Consider the following 14,756-nt stretch of genomic DNA (forward strand, 5'->3'; position numbering starts at 1 on the left):
CAATCAACGAGAACCATGGATGGCTGATGGACAGTACACAAATACGGCATAAGAACTTCCAGAAACTGTTCGACGACTTCATCAATCAGAACGCCGGTTTGCCCCAGCGCGGCATGCTCAAGCTGTTCGCGCAGCGCCTCAATCTCTCCGACCGCTACCTCAGCCACATCAAGTGCAACCGCAAGAACATCGGCAACGCGGTCGCCCGCGCGATCGAAGCCCAGCTGCAACTGCCGCGCGGCTGGATGGATCGCGAGCACGACACGTTGAACATGATGCCGGCCGATGAAAAGGAAAAACTCTTCGTCGAAACCGCGCTCACCCTGTTCCGCGCCCAGCCTACCGACGCCCGTGAGCTGATGCTGGACCTGCTGCGCCAGAGGCTGCAGGCTCCCGCCCCTTCCATCAAGACGCAGCGCCGGAAAGCTGGCTGACCGTTCCCGCATCGACAGGTTCCGGGCGGTGCCGGCTACACGCCTCCGCCGACCTTTCCATCGATCCATTCTTGCAGCACGGAAGTCTCGAAACCACTGTGAATACTGTATATAAGCACAGTACATCTTAAACAGCTGCAGGCGAAATATCAATACTTTTTTGGTTGCATTTCTAGCCAACAGGTAGCAACGTAAAGATCAATCCCGCTTCCGGCCGCACGCTGTTTCCGAAACCGGAACGTTGCATCGTCCCTTGAGACGATATGAGGCTATACCTTTGTTTTTCAATAGTTTTATGGCGTTTTTATGCGAGAAGTCCGGGCACGGAGAGTACTTGGCCTCAAACTGCGTATCACGCCTCCGCCACGGCTTGCCGAGATCCGGACGATGGAATTATTGCAACCTTTTTGGTTCTTTTCATTAATTGCATGAACTGGATCCTGGACCCTTCCCGCCATTGATGGCGAGCAGAAGATATCGGCTTAGGGATTTGGCGTATCGGCAGCTTCCGTAAAATGGGAAGTGTGCAGAATGGTCAACTTCAGGAGGCATCATGAAGCGCTCGGTGTTCCTTGCGGTACTCGCTGGCTTGCTGGTATCTGCCTGTTCGTTCGATCCGGCCGAGCCTTATGGCATCAATCAGGTGCGGCACTCGTCCGCAGTTCAGGGAAGCGGCAACACGGCAGGGCCGGGCACCAGCATCGCGGCACCCCGAAGCTGAGCTAACCCGCTTTTCTCCTGAGAATTTCGGCGCGCAGGTTCTCGAACTGCGTCCGGGTTTGTCTCGCGATGAAGTGGGGCCCGAGGCCGGGCGGCGTCCAGACGTTGGGCACGGACTCGCTGTAATAAACCACACGCACGCCACCCTCCTCCTGCACCAGGCGCGTCAGGGCGGTGCCGCTGCGCAGGCTGCCCCCGGCCACGCTGGAACGCACTTCCCTCGGTGGAAAGAGCTGGATGTCCCTGATCGATTCGAAGGGAACGGAAAACGGGCCGAAGCGGACGGCACCTTTCTGTTCCACTTGCAGCTGGTTGCCACTGCGCTTCAGCACCCGGCTCGATTCGATGTCCGGAAACATGTCCGCCATGTGATCGTAGTCGATAAGCACGCTCCAGACTTCGCCGACGCTGGCCGGCACCAGCACACTCGCCTCCACCACCACCGACTCACCGATCCGGCGCACCTGCACCGCCGGCGGCTCCAGATCGGCCGCGCCTGCATCCAGGACCAACGCCAGGGCAAGCGCCAGCGGCCAGCAAAGCCGGCGCAAGATGTTCAAGGTGTTCAAGATGGAGGACTCGATCATCACATCATGTGCCGAATGCAGTCGTTCGTCGGCCTATCCAGTCAAACCGAAAAGTCTTCCGCGGAGGAAGCGTACTTTGCTTGGATTGCAAGCCGGCCGGAAAATTTCCTGGCGTATCGATGGCAATGCCGCAGCGACACTCACCTTCACCAGTAACTGGAGCCACCCATGCAAGACGAATACCATCTCGACCGCTTTCTACTGGCCCAGGCGCCGGTGTATGACGATGTCGTGGAGGAACTGCGCCAGGGGCGCAAGCGCAGCCACTGGATGTGGTTCGTCTTTCCGCAGATCACGGGACTCGGCCGCAGCGCGATGGCGAATCACTATGCGATTGCCTCGCTGGACGAAGCCCGCGCCTATCTCGCTCACCCGGTGCTCGGCGCCCGTCTGCGCGAATGCGCGACGCTGGCGCTGAACTCGCCGCAGCCATCGGCGCTCGCGCTGTTCGGGCCGCCCGATGATATGAAGTTTCGGTCGTGCATGACGCTGTTTGCTGAAGCTGCGCCGCAGGAATTGGTGTTTGCTGCCTGCCTAAGGAAGTTCTTCGACGGACGACCGGACGCAGCGACTCTTGAGGCGCTGCGGGCGCAGCAATGATCGGTTGCCATGACTGGCGCATCCTTGCTGGTCGATCACGGCCAGGCAATGGACACGGCTTCATCCGCCGGCGCACAAGAAAACGGGCGGCACTTGGCCGCCCGTCGATCACAGCTTGTCCGCAGCGAGTCAGCCGCGCCCGCGCATCACCTTCCGCTTCAAATACTCGAAGTTGATGCTGTACTGCTCCGGCCGGCTGATGTTGTAGTGCAGCCGCTCGATGTACTCCGCATCGAAGGTGTCGCCGATGCCGCCCGCGGCTTCCGCCAGCAGCTGAATGCGGCAGGCGTTCTCCAGCATGATGGCGAGAATCACCGTTTCCTCCACGCTCCTGCCCACCACCGCCACGCCGTGGTTCCGCATCAGCACCGCCTTGCATTGGCCGAGCGCCTTGGCCACGCCTTCGCCCATGTCCTTGGAGCGGATCAGGTCGATGGTGTCGGTGTAATACGGCAGGCCGTCGGCGAAGGCCACGCTCGGCTGGCTGATCATCTTCAACTGCTTGCCGGTGGCCGACAACGCCACGGCATTGTCGGGATGGGAGTGGATCACGCTGTTCACATCCGGCCGGGCCTTGTAGATTTCCGAGTGGATGAAGACTTCGCTGTGACGCCGGCCGCCGCCGCCGACCTTCTCGCCATCGAGATTGCAGATAACGATGTTGTCCATGGTGATTTCATCGAAGCCGTAGCTGTGCGGCTTCATGAAGAAATGGTTCGGGTCGCCCGGCACACGCACCGACAGGTGGCCGCGCGTCAGGTCGGCCTGGCCGTTGTGCTCGAGGATGAGGCCGCCGTCGATCACCTTCTGCTTGGCCTCTTCCACCGTCATGATTTCCGCTTCGCTTTTCATGCTGTCTCCTGGTTGTCGGGTTGGTTGGGCCGGCTCACGCGGCCTTGATCAGGTTGGGTTCGAAAATCTTCACCAGGTCCTGCGCGATCGGCGAGTACTTCGCATGGGTGCGCAGCATGAAGCTGGAGAAGCCGTCGCTGTTGTGGTGCTTCTTGCGCTCGTTCGGCAGGTCGATGCGCTGGTTGCGCGCCGGGTCCCGCACCAAGCCCATCGTATCCTGGCCCTGCTCCATCTTCTTCAGCTCGCGCTTCAGCGTGCGGCGGTAGATGGCGATGCCCATGTCGGAGCCGCCCAGATTCTCAATGGTGCGGTCGGCGATCGGGCCCTGCGTCACCCAGGCCATCATGTCCTGGCCATCGACGTTGTCGACGATGAATTCGCCTTTCTCGTCGAGATAGGGCACCTCGTACACATGCACGGTATCGAGCAGGTGCTGCGGCACCTTCATGCCCTGCGGCGGCACGTAGGCGTTGTACCAGAGGTGCATGGTGTGCTCGTTGTCCACCGGCACCCGGATCTGGAAGGAGTAGTAGCGCGACTTCTCGTCGCCATTGCCCACCGCCAGCATGTTCGGGAACACGATCGGATGGCCGATGCGCCAGTCGTCGCCATCCTCCGAATGGCCGGCCAGCAGGCGGTGCTTGGTGATGCCGAATTCGAACTCGCGGAAATCGATCTTCTCGTGCTTGGCGCTGATCGCCACCTTGACGCCTTCCTGCTCCTTCTGGAATTCATAGTGGTGCCCGTGCAGCCATTCGGTATGGATGGGATCGAGCGAGTTTTCCATGATCTGCAGCCAGTTCACCGGCAGGATGGTGCGCCCCATCATGCGGATGGTGCCCTCCTGCACGAAGCCGTCGAAGCGCGGCAGCAGCGGCGCCGGCTTGGGGCCGAGGTAGGCGAACAGCAGGCCGCCGAGTTCTTCCACCGGGTAGGCATCGGTCGCCACGCGGGCGCGGAAGGCGGGATTGTCGGGTTCGTTCGGCTGGTCCAGGCACTTGCCTTCGGCGTTGAATTCCCAGCCATGGTAAGGGCAGCGGATGCCGTTCTGCGTCGGGATGCCGTGGGCGAAGGAGGCGCGGCGGTGTGGACACTGCTCCTTGATGAGACCGAGCTTGCCCTCGCGGTCCCGAAACAGCACCAGGTCCTCGCCCAGCAGGCGCACCCGCTTGGTCCATTTGTCCTTCAATTCGACCGCGGCGGCAATGGGCTGCCAGTAACGCCGCATCAGATTGCCCATCGGGGTGCCGGGGGTAATCTGGGTAAGCAGGTCGTTTTGCTCTTTCGTCAGCATGGGTGTCTCCTCGTTTCGAATCGGCAATGGCACCCGGTCTGATGTTGTTTTTGATGTCCCGGGCGGGTCAGTAAAGCGCCCTCGGTTGGAAGGCATGGCGCAAGATTAAACTTAGCTACCTAAGTTGTCAATGGTGACGTCGCGACGAGGGCGCTTCCGCACATTCTCCTGACGCGTACAGCGCCACTCACCCCGGTAGCGCCGCCACGCTACGCCGGGCTCCGAGGACCATACTCCTTTACGATACTTAGATGCCTAAGCCACAAGATCAGGTAAGATATCCGGACGATTTTCGATGCCTTGACAACCGGACCAAACCCACATGAGCGCTTCCGCCAAAAAGATTCCCCAGGATTCCCAGCCCGCAGGCCCCGATTGGCGCGAGACCCTGTCGAGCGAACGCCTGGCCCATCTCGTCAAGCTCACCTATCGCGGCCTCTCGCGGGCGCTGCAGCTGCGGCTGCGCAAGCAGTCGGTGCTGTACGGCCACTGGACCTTGCTGCGCATCCTGTGGCAGACCGACGGCATGACGCAACGCCAGTTGAGCGAACAAGCCGGCGTGATGGAGCCCACAACCTTTGCCGCCTTGCAAGCCATGGAAAAACTGGGCTACGTTTCGCGGCAGAAAATCGCCGGCAACGGCAAGCAGGTTCGCGTTTTCCTGACAGCCAAGGGAGCCGCCTTGCGCAACCTGATCGTGCCGGCCGCCGAGGAGGTCAACCAGGTCGCCCTCGCCGGCATTCCGCCGGAAGACCTTGCCGCCACCCGGCGCACCCTGCTGGCCATCATGCACAACCTCGGCGTCGATGAAGCCGCCGTGCAGGCGGCGGATCTGCCGGATGAGGCGGCCTGATATCCACACAACCTCCATCGCGGGAGAGCGACAGCATGCAGCAATCCAACAAACCCATTCGCATCGGGATGGCCGGCTACGGCGCCGCCGGACGAGCCTTCGTCCCTGCATTCCGCAAGCATTCCGGGTTCGAGCTCGTTGCCATTGCCGAGCCGGCCGTGCAAATCCGGACGGAAATCCAAAGCGAACTGGCCATTCCCGCCTTTCCGGATCTGGCAACAATGCTTGCGCAAGCCGACCTCGACGCGGTCTACATCGCCACCCCAACCGAGCTGCATCCCGAGCATGTCGCCCTCGCCTGCGCCGCCGGCAAGCATGTGCTGGTGGAAAAGCCGATGGCCAAATCGGTGGCGCAGGCAAAGGGAATGGTCGAGGCAGCGGAGCGGGCGGGCGTCATCCTGCTCGTCGGCCACTCGCACAGCTACGACCTGCCCATCCAGCGCATGAAACAGATCATCGATGAAGGCAGTCTCGGTCCGGTCGCCATGGTGCACACATGGTGCTATACCGACTGGATGTACCGCCCGCGCCGCCCGGACGAACTCAAGACCGAACTCGGCGGCGGCGTCACCTTCCGGCAGGGCTCCCACCAGTTCGACATCCTGCGCCTGCTGTGCGGCGGCGAGGCAGTCAGCGTGCGCGCCAAGACCTTCGACTGGGACCCGGAACGCCGCGGCATCGGCGCGCATACCGCCTTCATCACCTTCGCCAATGGGGCGGTAGCGACGGCCGTCTATAACGGCTACGGGCGGTTTTCCAGCATGGATCTTTGCTTCGATATCAGCGAGTGGGGGTTTCATCAGCCGGCGGCGAGCCGGGTGCCCGCGAAGGCTTCTTCAATCGGCGCGTCGCCTGAAGATGAACTGCTGGCCAAGCAGCGGCGCGCTAGGCATGCCATCCCGGAGGCGGCGCCGTTTCAGCCGTTTTTCGGGTTGACGATCGTCAGCTGCGAGCGGGGCGAAATTCGGCAGACGCCGACTGGGTTGGCTGTTCATACGCGGGATGGAACGGAGCACATTAATCTGCCAACGGATTACAGTCCGCGTGATCTGGTGCTGCAGGAATTTTGCGACGCCATCATTGGCAAAATGGATGCGTTGCATGATGGCCGTTGGGGAGTCGCGAACCTGGAGCTGTGTGAAGCGGCAGCGCTTTCCTCAGATACTGCTAAAGAAGTGCCTTTGAGGGAGCAACGATCGATTTGTGAGAACCGGGAAAATCACAAATTTGGTTAATGAGGTTTCAAACGAGACGTTAATACTGGAACTTTCGATTGCTACAGGTGATAGCTCATAGGCTCATTCACTGTTCAGGCCAAATCAAACTTCAATTAAATCGACAAAAGGACTTTTAATTTCCGAAATAAGCCATTTAGCCAATACTAGTGGTTTGCTGCAACCAATGAAGGATTGGCATGGAAATAGCTTACCGAGAGATTAAGCGCTAGACAGTCAAGCGTTACTTATTGTGACGATGGGCGAAAGCGCGAACTTAAAAGTCAACCTCTCTTCCTGGAGATAACAATGTCAAGCGTTAATGCCACTTCGCACAACCAACCGCATTCAACCACAAAACCTAAAGATACCCCCTCTCTTCCCGTACATATTCAAAGTCAAACTCAGAAAAAAGCAACTCATACTACTCCTCAGACCTCTTCGAATCAGTCAACCCAAACACAACCTAAACATAAAGCAGGAATTCAGCAAAAAAAGCAGCCTGTAAGTGGGCTTAATTTAAGGGCTCCTACGAACCGTGGCAGTGGTCCCACCCGCTGACGTAAGTTCGTGTCACGTTTCAATTCTAGAGATCTCTAACTTGCTTTGACTCGTTATTAATCCGCTTTCTCTAGAAATGGAGAGACGGCTCACGCGTTGAACAATCGGGGTGGCGCCGAGATAAACGCTTCTAGGCGCCCCTCTGCATGGTCGAAATTATTAGTGCTATTTCAACCAACAACGTTTAGCTAGAAAGGCTGCAATCTGCTGATCATTCGATTCATATAAAGGGTTTCTCTTTCGACTTTCAGCACTCATTCGACGTTGCTGCAGCCAAACGTCAAACCTCCCGAGCAACAACGGGTATTGCAAGCGCCGTCATGGATGCGACGTCATGCGTATTGACTGGACGCGCGTACTCCACGCAACTACAGCAGTAGACCATATTTGGAATTCACAGGCAGGGCATCTCGCCAATAGTCCGAAAGTCATACCGCTGCAGCAGCCTTTCCTTTATCTGGCCTTCTTACATAAACACGCTCAGTTTCAGCCGCCTTGAGGTAAAAGGGACGACTGCTATTCACTAGGCTTGCCTTCACAACAGCCTTTCTCTTCAATGAATATCATTTAACGTCAGAATGGATTTGATATGCATACCAAATCACAGACTATTAAATAATATATTGGACAAATCTACCATCCAACGGCACCCTCCTGGACTTCCCACTTCTGCTAACTCCAGGAACCCCAAGATGCCCACCTACCGCTCCCACACCACCACCCAAGGCCGCAACATGGCCGGCGCGCGCGCCTTGTGGCGCGCCACCGGCATGAAGGATGGCGACTTCGACAAGCCCATCATCGCCGTCGTCAACTCCTTCACCCAGTTCGTTCCGGGTCATGTGCACCTGAAAGACCTCGGGCAGCTGGTGGCGCGCGAGATCGAGGCGGCCGGCGGCGTGGCGAAGGAATTCAATACCATCGCCGTGGACGACGGCATCGCGATGGGTCATGGCGGCATGCTGTACTCGCTGCCCTCGCGCGACCTGATCGCCGATTCGGTCGAGTACATGGTCAACGCCCACTGCGCCGATGCGATGGTGTGCATCTCCAACTGCGACAAGATCACGCCAGGCATGCTGATGGCCGCGATGCGCCTGAACATTCCGGTGGTGTTCGTGTCGGGCGGCCCGATGGAAGCGGGCAAAGTGCTGAAGGTCGTCAACGATGACAAGAAGGTCATCAAGCTCGACCTGATCGACGCGATGATCAAGGCCGGCGACCCGACCGTTTCGGACGCCGACGTGGCCGAGGCCGAGCGTTCGGCCTGCCCTACCTGCGGTTCCTGCTCCGGCATGTTCACCGCGAACTCGATGAACTGCCTGACGGAAGCCCTGGGCCTTTCGCTGCCGGGCAACGGCACCATCGTCGCCACCCATGCCGACCGCAAGGAACTGTTCCTGAAAGCCGGCCGGCTCATCGTCGAACTGGCGAAGCGCCATTACGAGCAGGATGACTACTCCGTCCTGCCCCGCAGCATCGCCAGCAAGGCGGCCTTCGAGAATGCGATGACGCTGGACGTGTCCATGGGCGGCTCCACCAATACCGTGCTGCACCTGCTGGCGGCGGCGCATGAAGCGCAGGTCGAATTCACGATGGCCGACATCGACCGCATCTCGCGCAAGGTGCCCTGCCTGTGCAAGGTGGCGCCGATGACGAACAAGTATCACATCGAGGACGTGCACCGCGCCGGCGGCATCATCGCCATCCTCGGCGAACTGGCGCGCGCCGGCTTGCTCGACACATCGCTGCCGACGGTGCACAGCAAGTCGCTGGCTGAAGCCATCGAAAAGTACGACATCCTGCGCAGCGACGATCCGGCGGTGCACAAGCTGTTCCGCGCCGCGCCGGGCGGCGTACCGACCCAGGTCGCCTTCTCGCAATCCGAGCGCTACGAGCAGGCCGACCTCGACCGCAAGGAAGGCTGCATCCGCAACCGCGAGCATGCGTACTCACAAGATGGCGGCCTCGCCGTGCTGTACGGGAACATCGCGGAGAAGGGCTGCATCGTGAAAACGGCGGGCGTGGATGAAAGCATCCTGAAGTTCTCCGGCAAGGCGCGGGTGTTCGAAAGCCAGGATGCGGCGGTCGAAGGCATTCTCGGCGATACGGTGCAGGCGGGCGACGTCGTGGTGATCCGCTACGAAGGTCCGAAGGGCGGCCCGGGCATGCAGGAAATGCTCTATCCGACCTCGTACATCAAGTCCAAGGGCCTCGGCAAGGCCTGCGCGCTGTTCACCGACGGCCGCTTCTCCGGCGGCTCGTCCGGCCTCGTGATCGGCCATGCCTCGCCCGAGGCGGCGGAAGGCGGCGCCATCGGCCTGGTGGAGGAAGGCGACCTGATCGACATCGACATCCCGGCGCGCACCATCAACCTGCGCGTCTCGAGCGAGGAACTCGCCCGCCGCCGAGCAGCGATGGAAGCCCTCGGCCGCGATGCCTGGCAGCCGGTGAAGCGCGAGCGCGTCGTCTCGCAGGCGCTGCAAGCGTATGCGGCGCTGACCACCTCCGCGGATCGCGGCGCGGTGCGCGATCTGTCCCAGCTGAAGCGCTGAGCACGGCAGTCGGCACCCTCTTTCCTAACCGGAGCGAGGGTGCCGGTCCACCGGTTCTGAATGAGACTCGCAGATCCGCCGGTGTGATGCACCCGAATCTGCGTGGAATACTTGCGATCTTCGAGAAAACGGCGACTACGGCCACCTGGCCGGCGACCCAGCTTGCGGCGATTTGCGGCGATTTTGCCGAGCTGATGGCACTGCCTGCTCGTCGTTGAAGGATCCCGGCAGGAACCCGTTGGGTGAGTCGCCGGCTACCGGGTGATGACTGGCCGGCGCGCTATCGGAAGGTCCAGCTTCCCGCTCGCGAAAACCTGGGATGTGCCCGCTGCGCCGACCGTCGAGGTCTTAATCCCGCGCCTGCAGGGTTGGAGACGGCAGGAGGCGGCGCGCGCCTCCTTTATGTGAACCGATCTTGCCCGCGTCGGCTTAGAACAGCTTTCCGGCGCGGGTGATCCTTTTTAGAAGCTTTCCCAATCTTCGCCGGAACCGGCAGCCGGCGGGGTACGCTCGGGATTGGCCAGCGCACGCGGCGCCCGCTCGCCCGCCGCCGGTGCACTGCGGACGGCACGGGTCGGCGTGGTGGCAACGGCGCGGGTCGGCGCGGCCGGCGCTTTCACCACCGGCTGACGTTTTGGCTGAGCCGGCTTGATCATCGCTGCCTGGCTGGCATCGAGCTTGAACACGCTGACCACCCGCGACAGGCTGCCCGCCTGCTCCTGCAGCGACTCCGCCGCCGCCGCTGCCTGTTCCACCAGGGCCGCATTCTGCTGGGTCACTTGATCCATCTGGGTGATGGCTTGGTTCACCTGTTCAATGCCGGCGCGCTGCTCATCGCTGGCCGCGGCGATTTCACCGATGATGTCGGACACGCGCTTGACGCTGGACACCACCTCTTCCATGGTGTTTCCGGCTTCATCGACCAGCTGGCTGCCGACTTCCACTTTTTCCACCGAGTCGTTGATCAGCGCCTTGATCTCCTTGGCGGCATTGGCCGAGCGCTGGGCCAGACTGCGCACTTCGGACGCTACCACCGCGAAGCCGCGGCCCTGCTCGCCGGCGCGGGCCGCTTCCACCGCCGCATTCAAGGCCAGGATGTTGGTCTGGAAGGCGATGCCGTCGATGACGCCGATGATGTCGACGATCTTCTTCGCCGACTCGTTGATCGAGCCCATCGTGTCGACCACCTTGGACACCACCGCGCCGCCGCGGATGGCAACGTCGGAAGCGGAACTTGCCAGCGCATTCGCCTGACGCGCATTGTCGGCGTTCTGCTTGACCGTCGAGGTCAGTTCTTCCATCGACGATGCGGTCTCTTCCAGCGAGCTGGCCTGCTCTTCGGTGCGCGACGACAGATCCTGGTTGCCGGAGGCGATCTGCGTCGAGGCGGTGGCGATGGTGTCGGTGCCGGACCGCACTTGGGAAACGACGCGCACCAGGGACTCGTTCATTTCTTTGAACGAGGCGAGCAACTCGCCGGTTTCATCCTTGGATTTCACTTCCAGGCGCGCCGTGAGGTCGCCCTGCGCCACTTGCTTGGCCAGTGCCACCGCTTCTCGCAGCGGACCGGTGATGTTCCGTGCCAGCCAGAAGGCCAGAAGGGCAGCCAGCATCGCGGCGACCACGCCGCCGCCGATCAAGGTGGCCGACATCGTGGACTGCAGTTCGGCCGCGTGCTTGGCGCGCTGATCGAGCAGCGAGGCTTCCTCGCTTTCGATGTCATTGATCAGGCCACGCATGCGGTCCATGCCCGACTTGCCCTTGCCTTCCTGCTCGGCGGCGACCACGGGCGCCATGTTGGCATCGCCCGACGCGCGGCGCAGCTTGATGACCGGATCGATCGCATCCGCTAGCCACTTCTGCTGGGCATCGGCCAGCTGCTTCAGCCGTTCCTGTTGCTTGGGATTGTCGGCAGTCAGCGACTTGGCCTTTTCGATATGCTTGAGAAAGTTGGACTTGCCGTTATTGTAGGGCTCGAGCGACGCATCCTTGCCGGTGAGCGCGAAGCCGCGTTCGCCGGTTTCGATGTTGATCAGGCTCTCCAGCGCGCCATTCACTTCACCCAGCACCTGGTAGGTATGGATGTTGATGCCATTGGCCTCGCCCAGTTTGGCGAAATTGACGTAGGCGGCAACGATCAGGATCGCCAGGATCACGACGATGGCGCCAAAGCCGGCATAAAGGCGGGTACCGATTTTCAGATCGGACAGTTTCATGTTTGCTCCCCTTGGTTGTACACGGTGATGCGTCAGGCGGCCAGCTGCTGGGGCTGGCCAAGTTCGGATTCGGATATCAGCCGGTCGATGTCGACCAGAATGAGCATGCGCTCATCCAGGGTGCCAAGTCCGATCAGGTAATCGGTATTCAGGGCGCCGCCCATTTCCGGCGCGGGCTTGATGTGCTCCGGGCTCAGCGTGATGACGTCGGAAACGCTGTCCACCACCATTCCGACCACGCGCTGCCCGATGTTGAGAATGATGACGACCGTGAACTGGTCGTAGCTCGGCGTGCCGATGCCGAACCGGATGCGCATGTCGAGAATGGGCACAATCAGGCCCCGCAGATTGATGACCCCCTTGATGTAGTCGGGGGCATTCGCGATCCGGGTCACGCTTTCATAGCCGCGGATCTCCTGCACCTTGAGAATGGCGATGCCGTATTCTTCGGCGCCGAGGGTGAAGGCGAGAAACTCGCCGTCATGCCGCTCCGTCGACCCCGATAAGGCGTCCTGGCCTTGGGTTGCCGATTCTTGCTGTTTAGGATGGTTTGCCATGTGAGACCTAAAATTAAAGGGTCAGCCCCGGAAACCGGTGCCGTGGTGGTCCGCCGTCGTACAGAAATGCAAAAGTTAGGGCCTTCCGCGGGTCACATTGGGCGTTCAACAGCTACGTTTTCGGAAGAACCGGAATGTTTTGCCGATCGTATCGAAATCACCCAAGTTTCCTTTGGGAAACTTGGGTGATTATAGGGTGGTGTTGGAATTAGGAAAAGCCATCTTTATGCATTTACTACACTCCTGTTTTCCTTGAACACGCTGGTACCCAGCGTGGCGGCAGCATCCTTGTGAGGAAGCCGAGGTGCCATGCGCGCTGACGCGCCCCTGCTTTGCACCTGTCTGACAGAGTACATGGCTGGCATCAATCTGTTAGATTCTTGCAACATGTTGAAACGCCTTGCACTGCAATGTTGCTCATACCAGCCAATTCCATAAGATGGATCAAGGCGTGTTTCATATCGCCTCTAAACGACAACAGACCTTACTTACAAATCGTTACACGATTTTCCGGCGGTTACATAGTCCACAACATGTTGTTACATTGCGCTCGTCTAATCTTCTTTAGAGAGTCCTAAAAATCACCGGACCGAATCGAAAGGGTTTCGTCTTCGGTCGGCCAAGTCGGCAACCCAATGCTGGCTCGCTCTTTCCGGCGCAAGCCCGCCGGATATTTGAACTTGAGATCAACTGCCATGAAAAAGAGATTTGCTGCATTACTGCTTGGGGTACCGCTGCTGGCGAGTTTGCCGGGCCCAACATGGGCGCACGGACACCGCCATGGAGCACGGGTCGGCGTCTATGTCGGCCCTGCCTACGGCTGGGGATGGTATCCGCGGCCCTATTACCCCTATGCCTATGTTTACCCGCCCGTGGCGGTCCTGCCCGCCACGCCGCCGGTGTATGTCGAACAAGCTCAGACCGCGCCGGGCGCCGCCGGGGATGTGTCCAGCGCGCCACCCGGCATGCAGCCGGGATACTGGTACTACTGCGGCAGCCCCGATGGCTACTACCCTTATGTCAAGGAATGTTCCGGCGGCTGGCGGGCGGTAACGCCCGCTCCGGCCCAGCCTTGAAGCAAGGCATTGAAGGATGACCATGAAGATACCTGTATCGCTGTTTCCATTTCTGCTTGCAAGCCTGGTGGCCGGTTGCGCCACCGTTCCTGACGGCCCCAGCATCATGGTCCTGCCCGGCACCGGCAAGAGCCTTGACCAGTTCCGCGCCGACGACGGCGAGTGCCGCCAGTACGTGATCGCGCAACTCGGCGGCACGGGTCCGTCCGCCAATGCGAACGACAGCGGCGTGCGCAGCGCCGTTGCCGGCACCGCCATCGGCGCAGTGGCAGGCGCCGCCATCAACGGCGGCCAGGGAGCCGGCGTCGGCGCGGGCGCCGGACTGCTCATGGGCAGTCTGGCCGGCACCGGGACGGCAAGCCAATCGTATTACGGCACCCAGCGCCGATACGACATGGCTTACTCCCAATGCATGTATGCCAAGGGACACCGCATCCCGGTCTATGAGCGCGCCTCGGCCGGAGGCTTGTATGCGCCCCGGTACGCGCCGACGCCACCGGCAGGCGCCGGTGTGCCGATTCCCCCACCGCCGCCGGGCACGCCGGCGCCCAGGAGCTGAAACGAACGCGGCTATCGATGTCCCCGCTGGGCTGATCGTGTCGCGCTCATAACGTTTCGAGACGCGCTGCCGGCGGCCGGCAGCGGACCTGGAAATCGGTTTCCTGCAATGCGCGGTCGAATCGACCCCGAAGCCGGACGGGGGCAACGCCGCCGGCTCAGCCCTGACACATCCGGAATCAACAAGGTTGGGCATGACACATCAACGCATCCTTGAATTCAAGACCGCGGGACGCAGCACCCGCGACATCAGCAGTGCCGTCGCTGACGTCGTTGCGCAGTCCGGCGTTCAATGCGGACTCGTCCATGTCTTCGTGCAGCACACAAGCTGCTCCCTCGCCATTACCGAGAATGCCGATCCGGATGTGCGGCGGGACCTGGAAGACGTGCTGAAGCGCCTTGCCCCGGATGGCGATCCGCAATACCGGCATGACCTCGAAGGGCCGGACGACATGGCGGCGCATATCCGTAGCGTGTTGACCGACACCGGATTGACCGTGCCGGTCGGTGCGGGCCGGTTGCTGCTCGGCACTTGGCAGGGGATTTTTTTGTGGGAACACCGGACGTCATCCCAGCGACGCAGTGTCGTCGTCACCGTGATTGGGACTTGAAGGCAGCGGATGTCGGCAACTGTCGATGGCAGGACGGGTCGAAGCTTGAACACGCGTCGATTCGAATC

14 protein-coding genes are annotated in these 14,756 nt (G+C 60.8%); 9 read left to right on the forward strand and 5 right to left on the reverse strand.

All coding sequences use genetic code 11. From position 1 onward, the window contains the following. The first annotated feature begins 26 nt into the window (after nucleotides 1–26). Nucleotides 27–434 carry a hypothetical protein gene (locus CHB88_RS13145; RefSeq protein ID WP_089399795.1) on the forward strand — a complete coding sequence of 136 codons (408 nt, stop codon included), beginning with the start codon at nucleotides 27–29 and terminating at the stop codon, nucleotides 432–434. A 553-nt stretch (nucleotides 435–987) separates the two neighbouring features. After that, nucleotides 988–1,155: a hypothetical protein gene (locus CHB88_RS25175; RefSeq protein WP_176442457.1), complete on the forward strand. Its 168-nt coding sequence runs from the start codon at nucleotides 988–990 to the stop codon at nucleotides 1,153–1,155. A gap of 1 nt (nucleotide 1,156) precedes the next feature. Here CHB88_RS25175 and CHB88_RS13150 read toward each other — a convergent pair whose 3' ends face one another. Next, the gene (locus tag CHB88_RS13150; protein ID WP_089399796.1) at nucleotides 1,157–1,741 is read right to left on the reverse strand and encodes an SRPBCC family protein; all 585 of its coding nucleotides are present in this window, start codon (nucleotides 1,739–1,741) and stop codon (nucleotides 1,157–1,159) included. Nucleotides 1,742–1,909: 168 nt separating this feature from the next. Between CHB88_RS13150 and CHB88_RS13155 the strand changes: the two genes are divergently transcribed. After that, nucleotides 1,910–2,341 (forward strand): DUF1810 domain-containing protein, encoded by a 432-nt coding sequence (locus CHB88_RS13155; RefSeq protein WP_089399797.1) that lies wholly within the window; start codon nucleotides 1,910–1,912, stop codon nucleotides 2,339–2,341. Nucleotides 2,342–2,470: 129 nt separating this feature from the next. Here the strand turns inward: CHB88_RS13155 and CHB88_RS13160 are convergent, their stop codons facing one another. Together CHB88_RS13160 and CHB88_RS13165 are read right to left on the reverse strand one after the other, a co-directional pair. Continuing rightward, nucleotides 2,471–3,193, reverse strand: coding sequence for a class II aldolase/adducin family protein (locus CHB88_RS13160; RefSeq protein ID WP_245844957.1), 723 nt, complete (start codon nucleotides 3,191–3,193; stop codon nucleotides 2,471–2,473). A gap of 34 nt (nucleotides 3,194–3,227) precedes the next feature. Then, nucleotides 3,228–4,487, reverse strand: a complete 1,260-nt coding sequence (locus CHB88_RS13165; protein WP_089399798.1) for a Rieske 2Fe-2S domain-containing protein — start codon at nucleotides 4,485–4,487, stop codon at nucleotides 3,228–3,230. Between the two features lie 322 nt (nucleotides 4,488–4,809). On the opposite strand from CHB88_RS13165, the gene CHB88_RS13170 reads away from it, so the two are divergent. From CHB88_RS13170 to ilvD, 3 genes are all read left to right on the forward strand, one after another. Next, nucleotides 4,810–5,340: a MarR family winged helix-turn-helix transcriptional regulator gene (locus CHB88_RS13170; RefSeq protein WP_089399799.1), complete on the forward strand. Its 531-nt coding sequence runs from the start codon at nucleotides 4,810–4,812 to the stop codon at nucleotides 5,338–5,340. Nucleotides 5,341–5,375: 35 nt separating this feature from the next. Further along, nucleotides 5,376–6,575 (forward strand): Gfo/Idh/MocA family protein, encoded by a 1,200-nt coding sequence (locus CHB88_RS13175; RefSeq protein ID WP_089399800.1) that lies wholly within the window; start codon nucleotides 5,376–5,378, stop codon nucleotides 6,573–6,575. 1,232 nt (nucleotides 6,576–7,807) lie between these two features. Then, nucleotides 7,808–9,670 (forward strand): dihydroxy-acid dehydratase, encoded by a 1,863-nt coding sequence (ilvD, locus tag CHB88_RS13180; RefSeq protein ID WP_089399801.1) that lies wholly within the window; start codon nucleotides 7,808–7,810, stop codon nucleotides 9,668–9,670. A gap of 461 nt (nucleotides 9,671–10,131) precedes the next feature. Here ilvD and CHB88_RS13185 read toward each other — a convergent pair whose 3' ends face one another. After that, nucleotides 10,132–11,886: a methyl-accepting chemotaxis protein gene (locus CHB88_RS13185; protein WP_089399802.1), complete on the reverse strand. Its 1,755-nt coding sequence runs from the start codon at nucleotides 11,884–11,886 to the stop codon at nucleotides 10,132–10,134. A gap of 32 nt (nucleotides 11,887–11,918) precedes the next feature. After that, on the reverse strand, nucleotides 11,919–12,443 hold the full coding sequence (locus CHB88_RS13190) for a chemotaxis protein CheW (protein ID WP_089399803.1): 525 nt from the start codon (nucleotides 12,441–12,443) through the stop codon (nucleotides 11,919–11,921). A gap of 695 nt (nucleotides 12,444–13,138) precedes the next feature. Here CHB88_RS13190 and CHB88_RS13195 point away from each other — a divergent pair. The 3 genes from CHB88_RS13195 to CHB88_RS13205 all read left to right on the forward strand — a co-directional run bounded on the left by CHB88_RS13195 (nucleotide 13,139) and on the right by CHB88_RS13205 (nucleotide 14,688). Then, nucleotides 13,139–13,519, forward strand: coding sequence for a hypothetical protein (locus tag CHB88_RS13195; RefSeq protein ID WP_089399804.1), 381 nt, complete (start codon nucleotides 13,139–13,141; stop codon nucleotides 13,517–13,519). Nucleotides 13,520–13,541: 22 nt separating this feature from the next. Continuing rightward, nucleotides 13,542–14,078 (forward strand): glycine zipper family protein, encoded by a 537-nt coding sequence (locus CHB88_RS13200; protein ID WP_089399937.1) that lies wholly within the window; start codon nucleotides 13,542–13,544, stop codon nucleotides 14,076–14,078. 193 nt (nucleotides 14,079–14,271) lie between these two features. Further along, on the forward strand, nucleotides 14,272–14,688 hold the full coding sequence (locus CHB88_RS13205; RefSeq protein WP_089399805.1) for a secondary thiamine-phosphate synthase enzyme YjbQ: 417 nt from the start codon (nucleotides 14,272–14,274) through the stop codon (nucleotides 14,686–14,688). Nucleotides 14,689–14,756 lie beyond the last annotated feature (68 nt).

The sequence above is a fragment of the Noviherbaspirillum humi genome (assembly GCF_900188095.1).
Classification (GTDB): domain Bacteria; phylum Pseudomonadota; class Gammaproteobacteria; order Burkholderiales; family Burkholderiaceae_D; genus Noviherbaspirillum; species Noviherbaspirillum humi.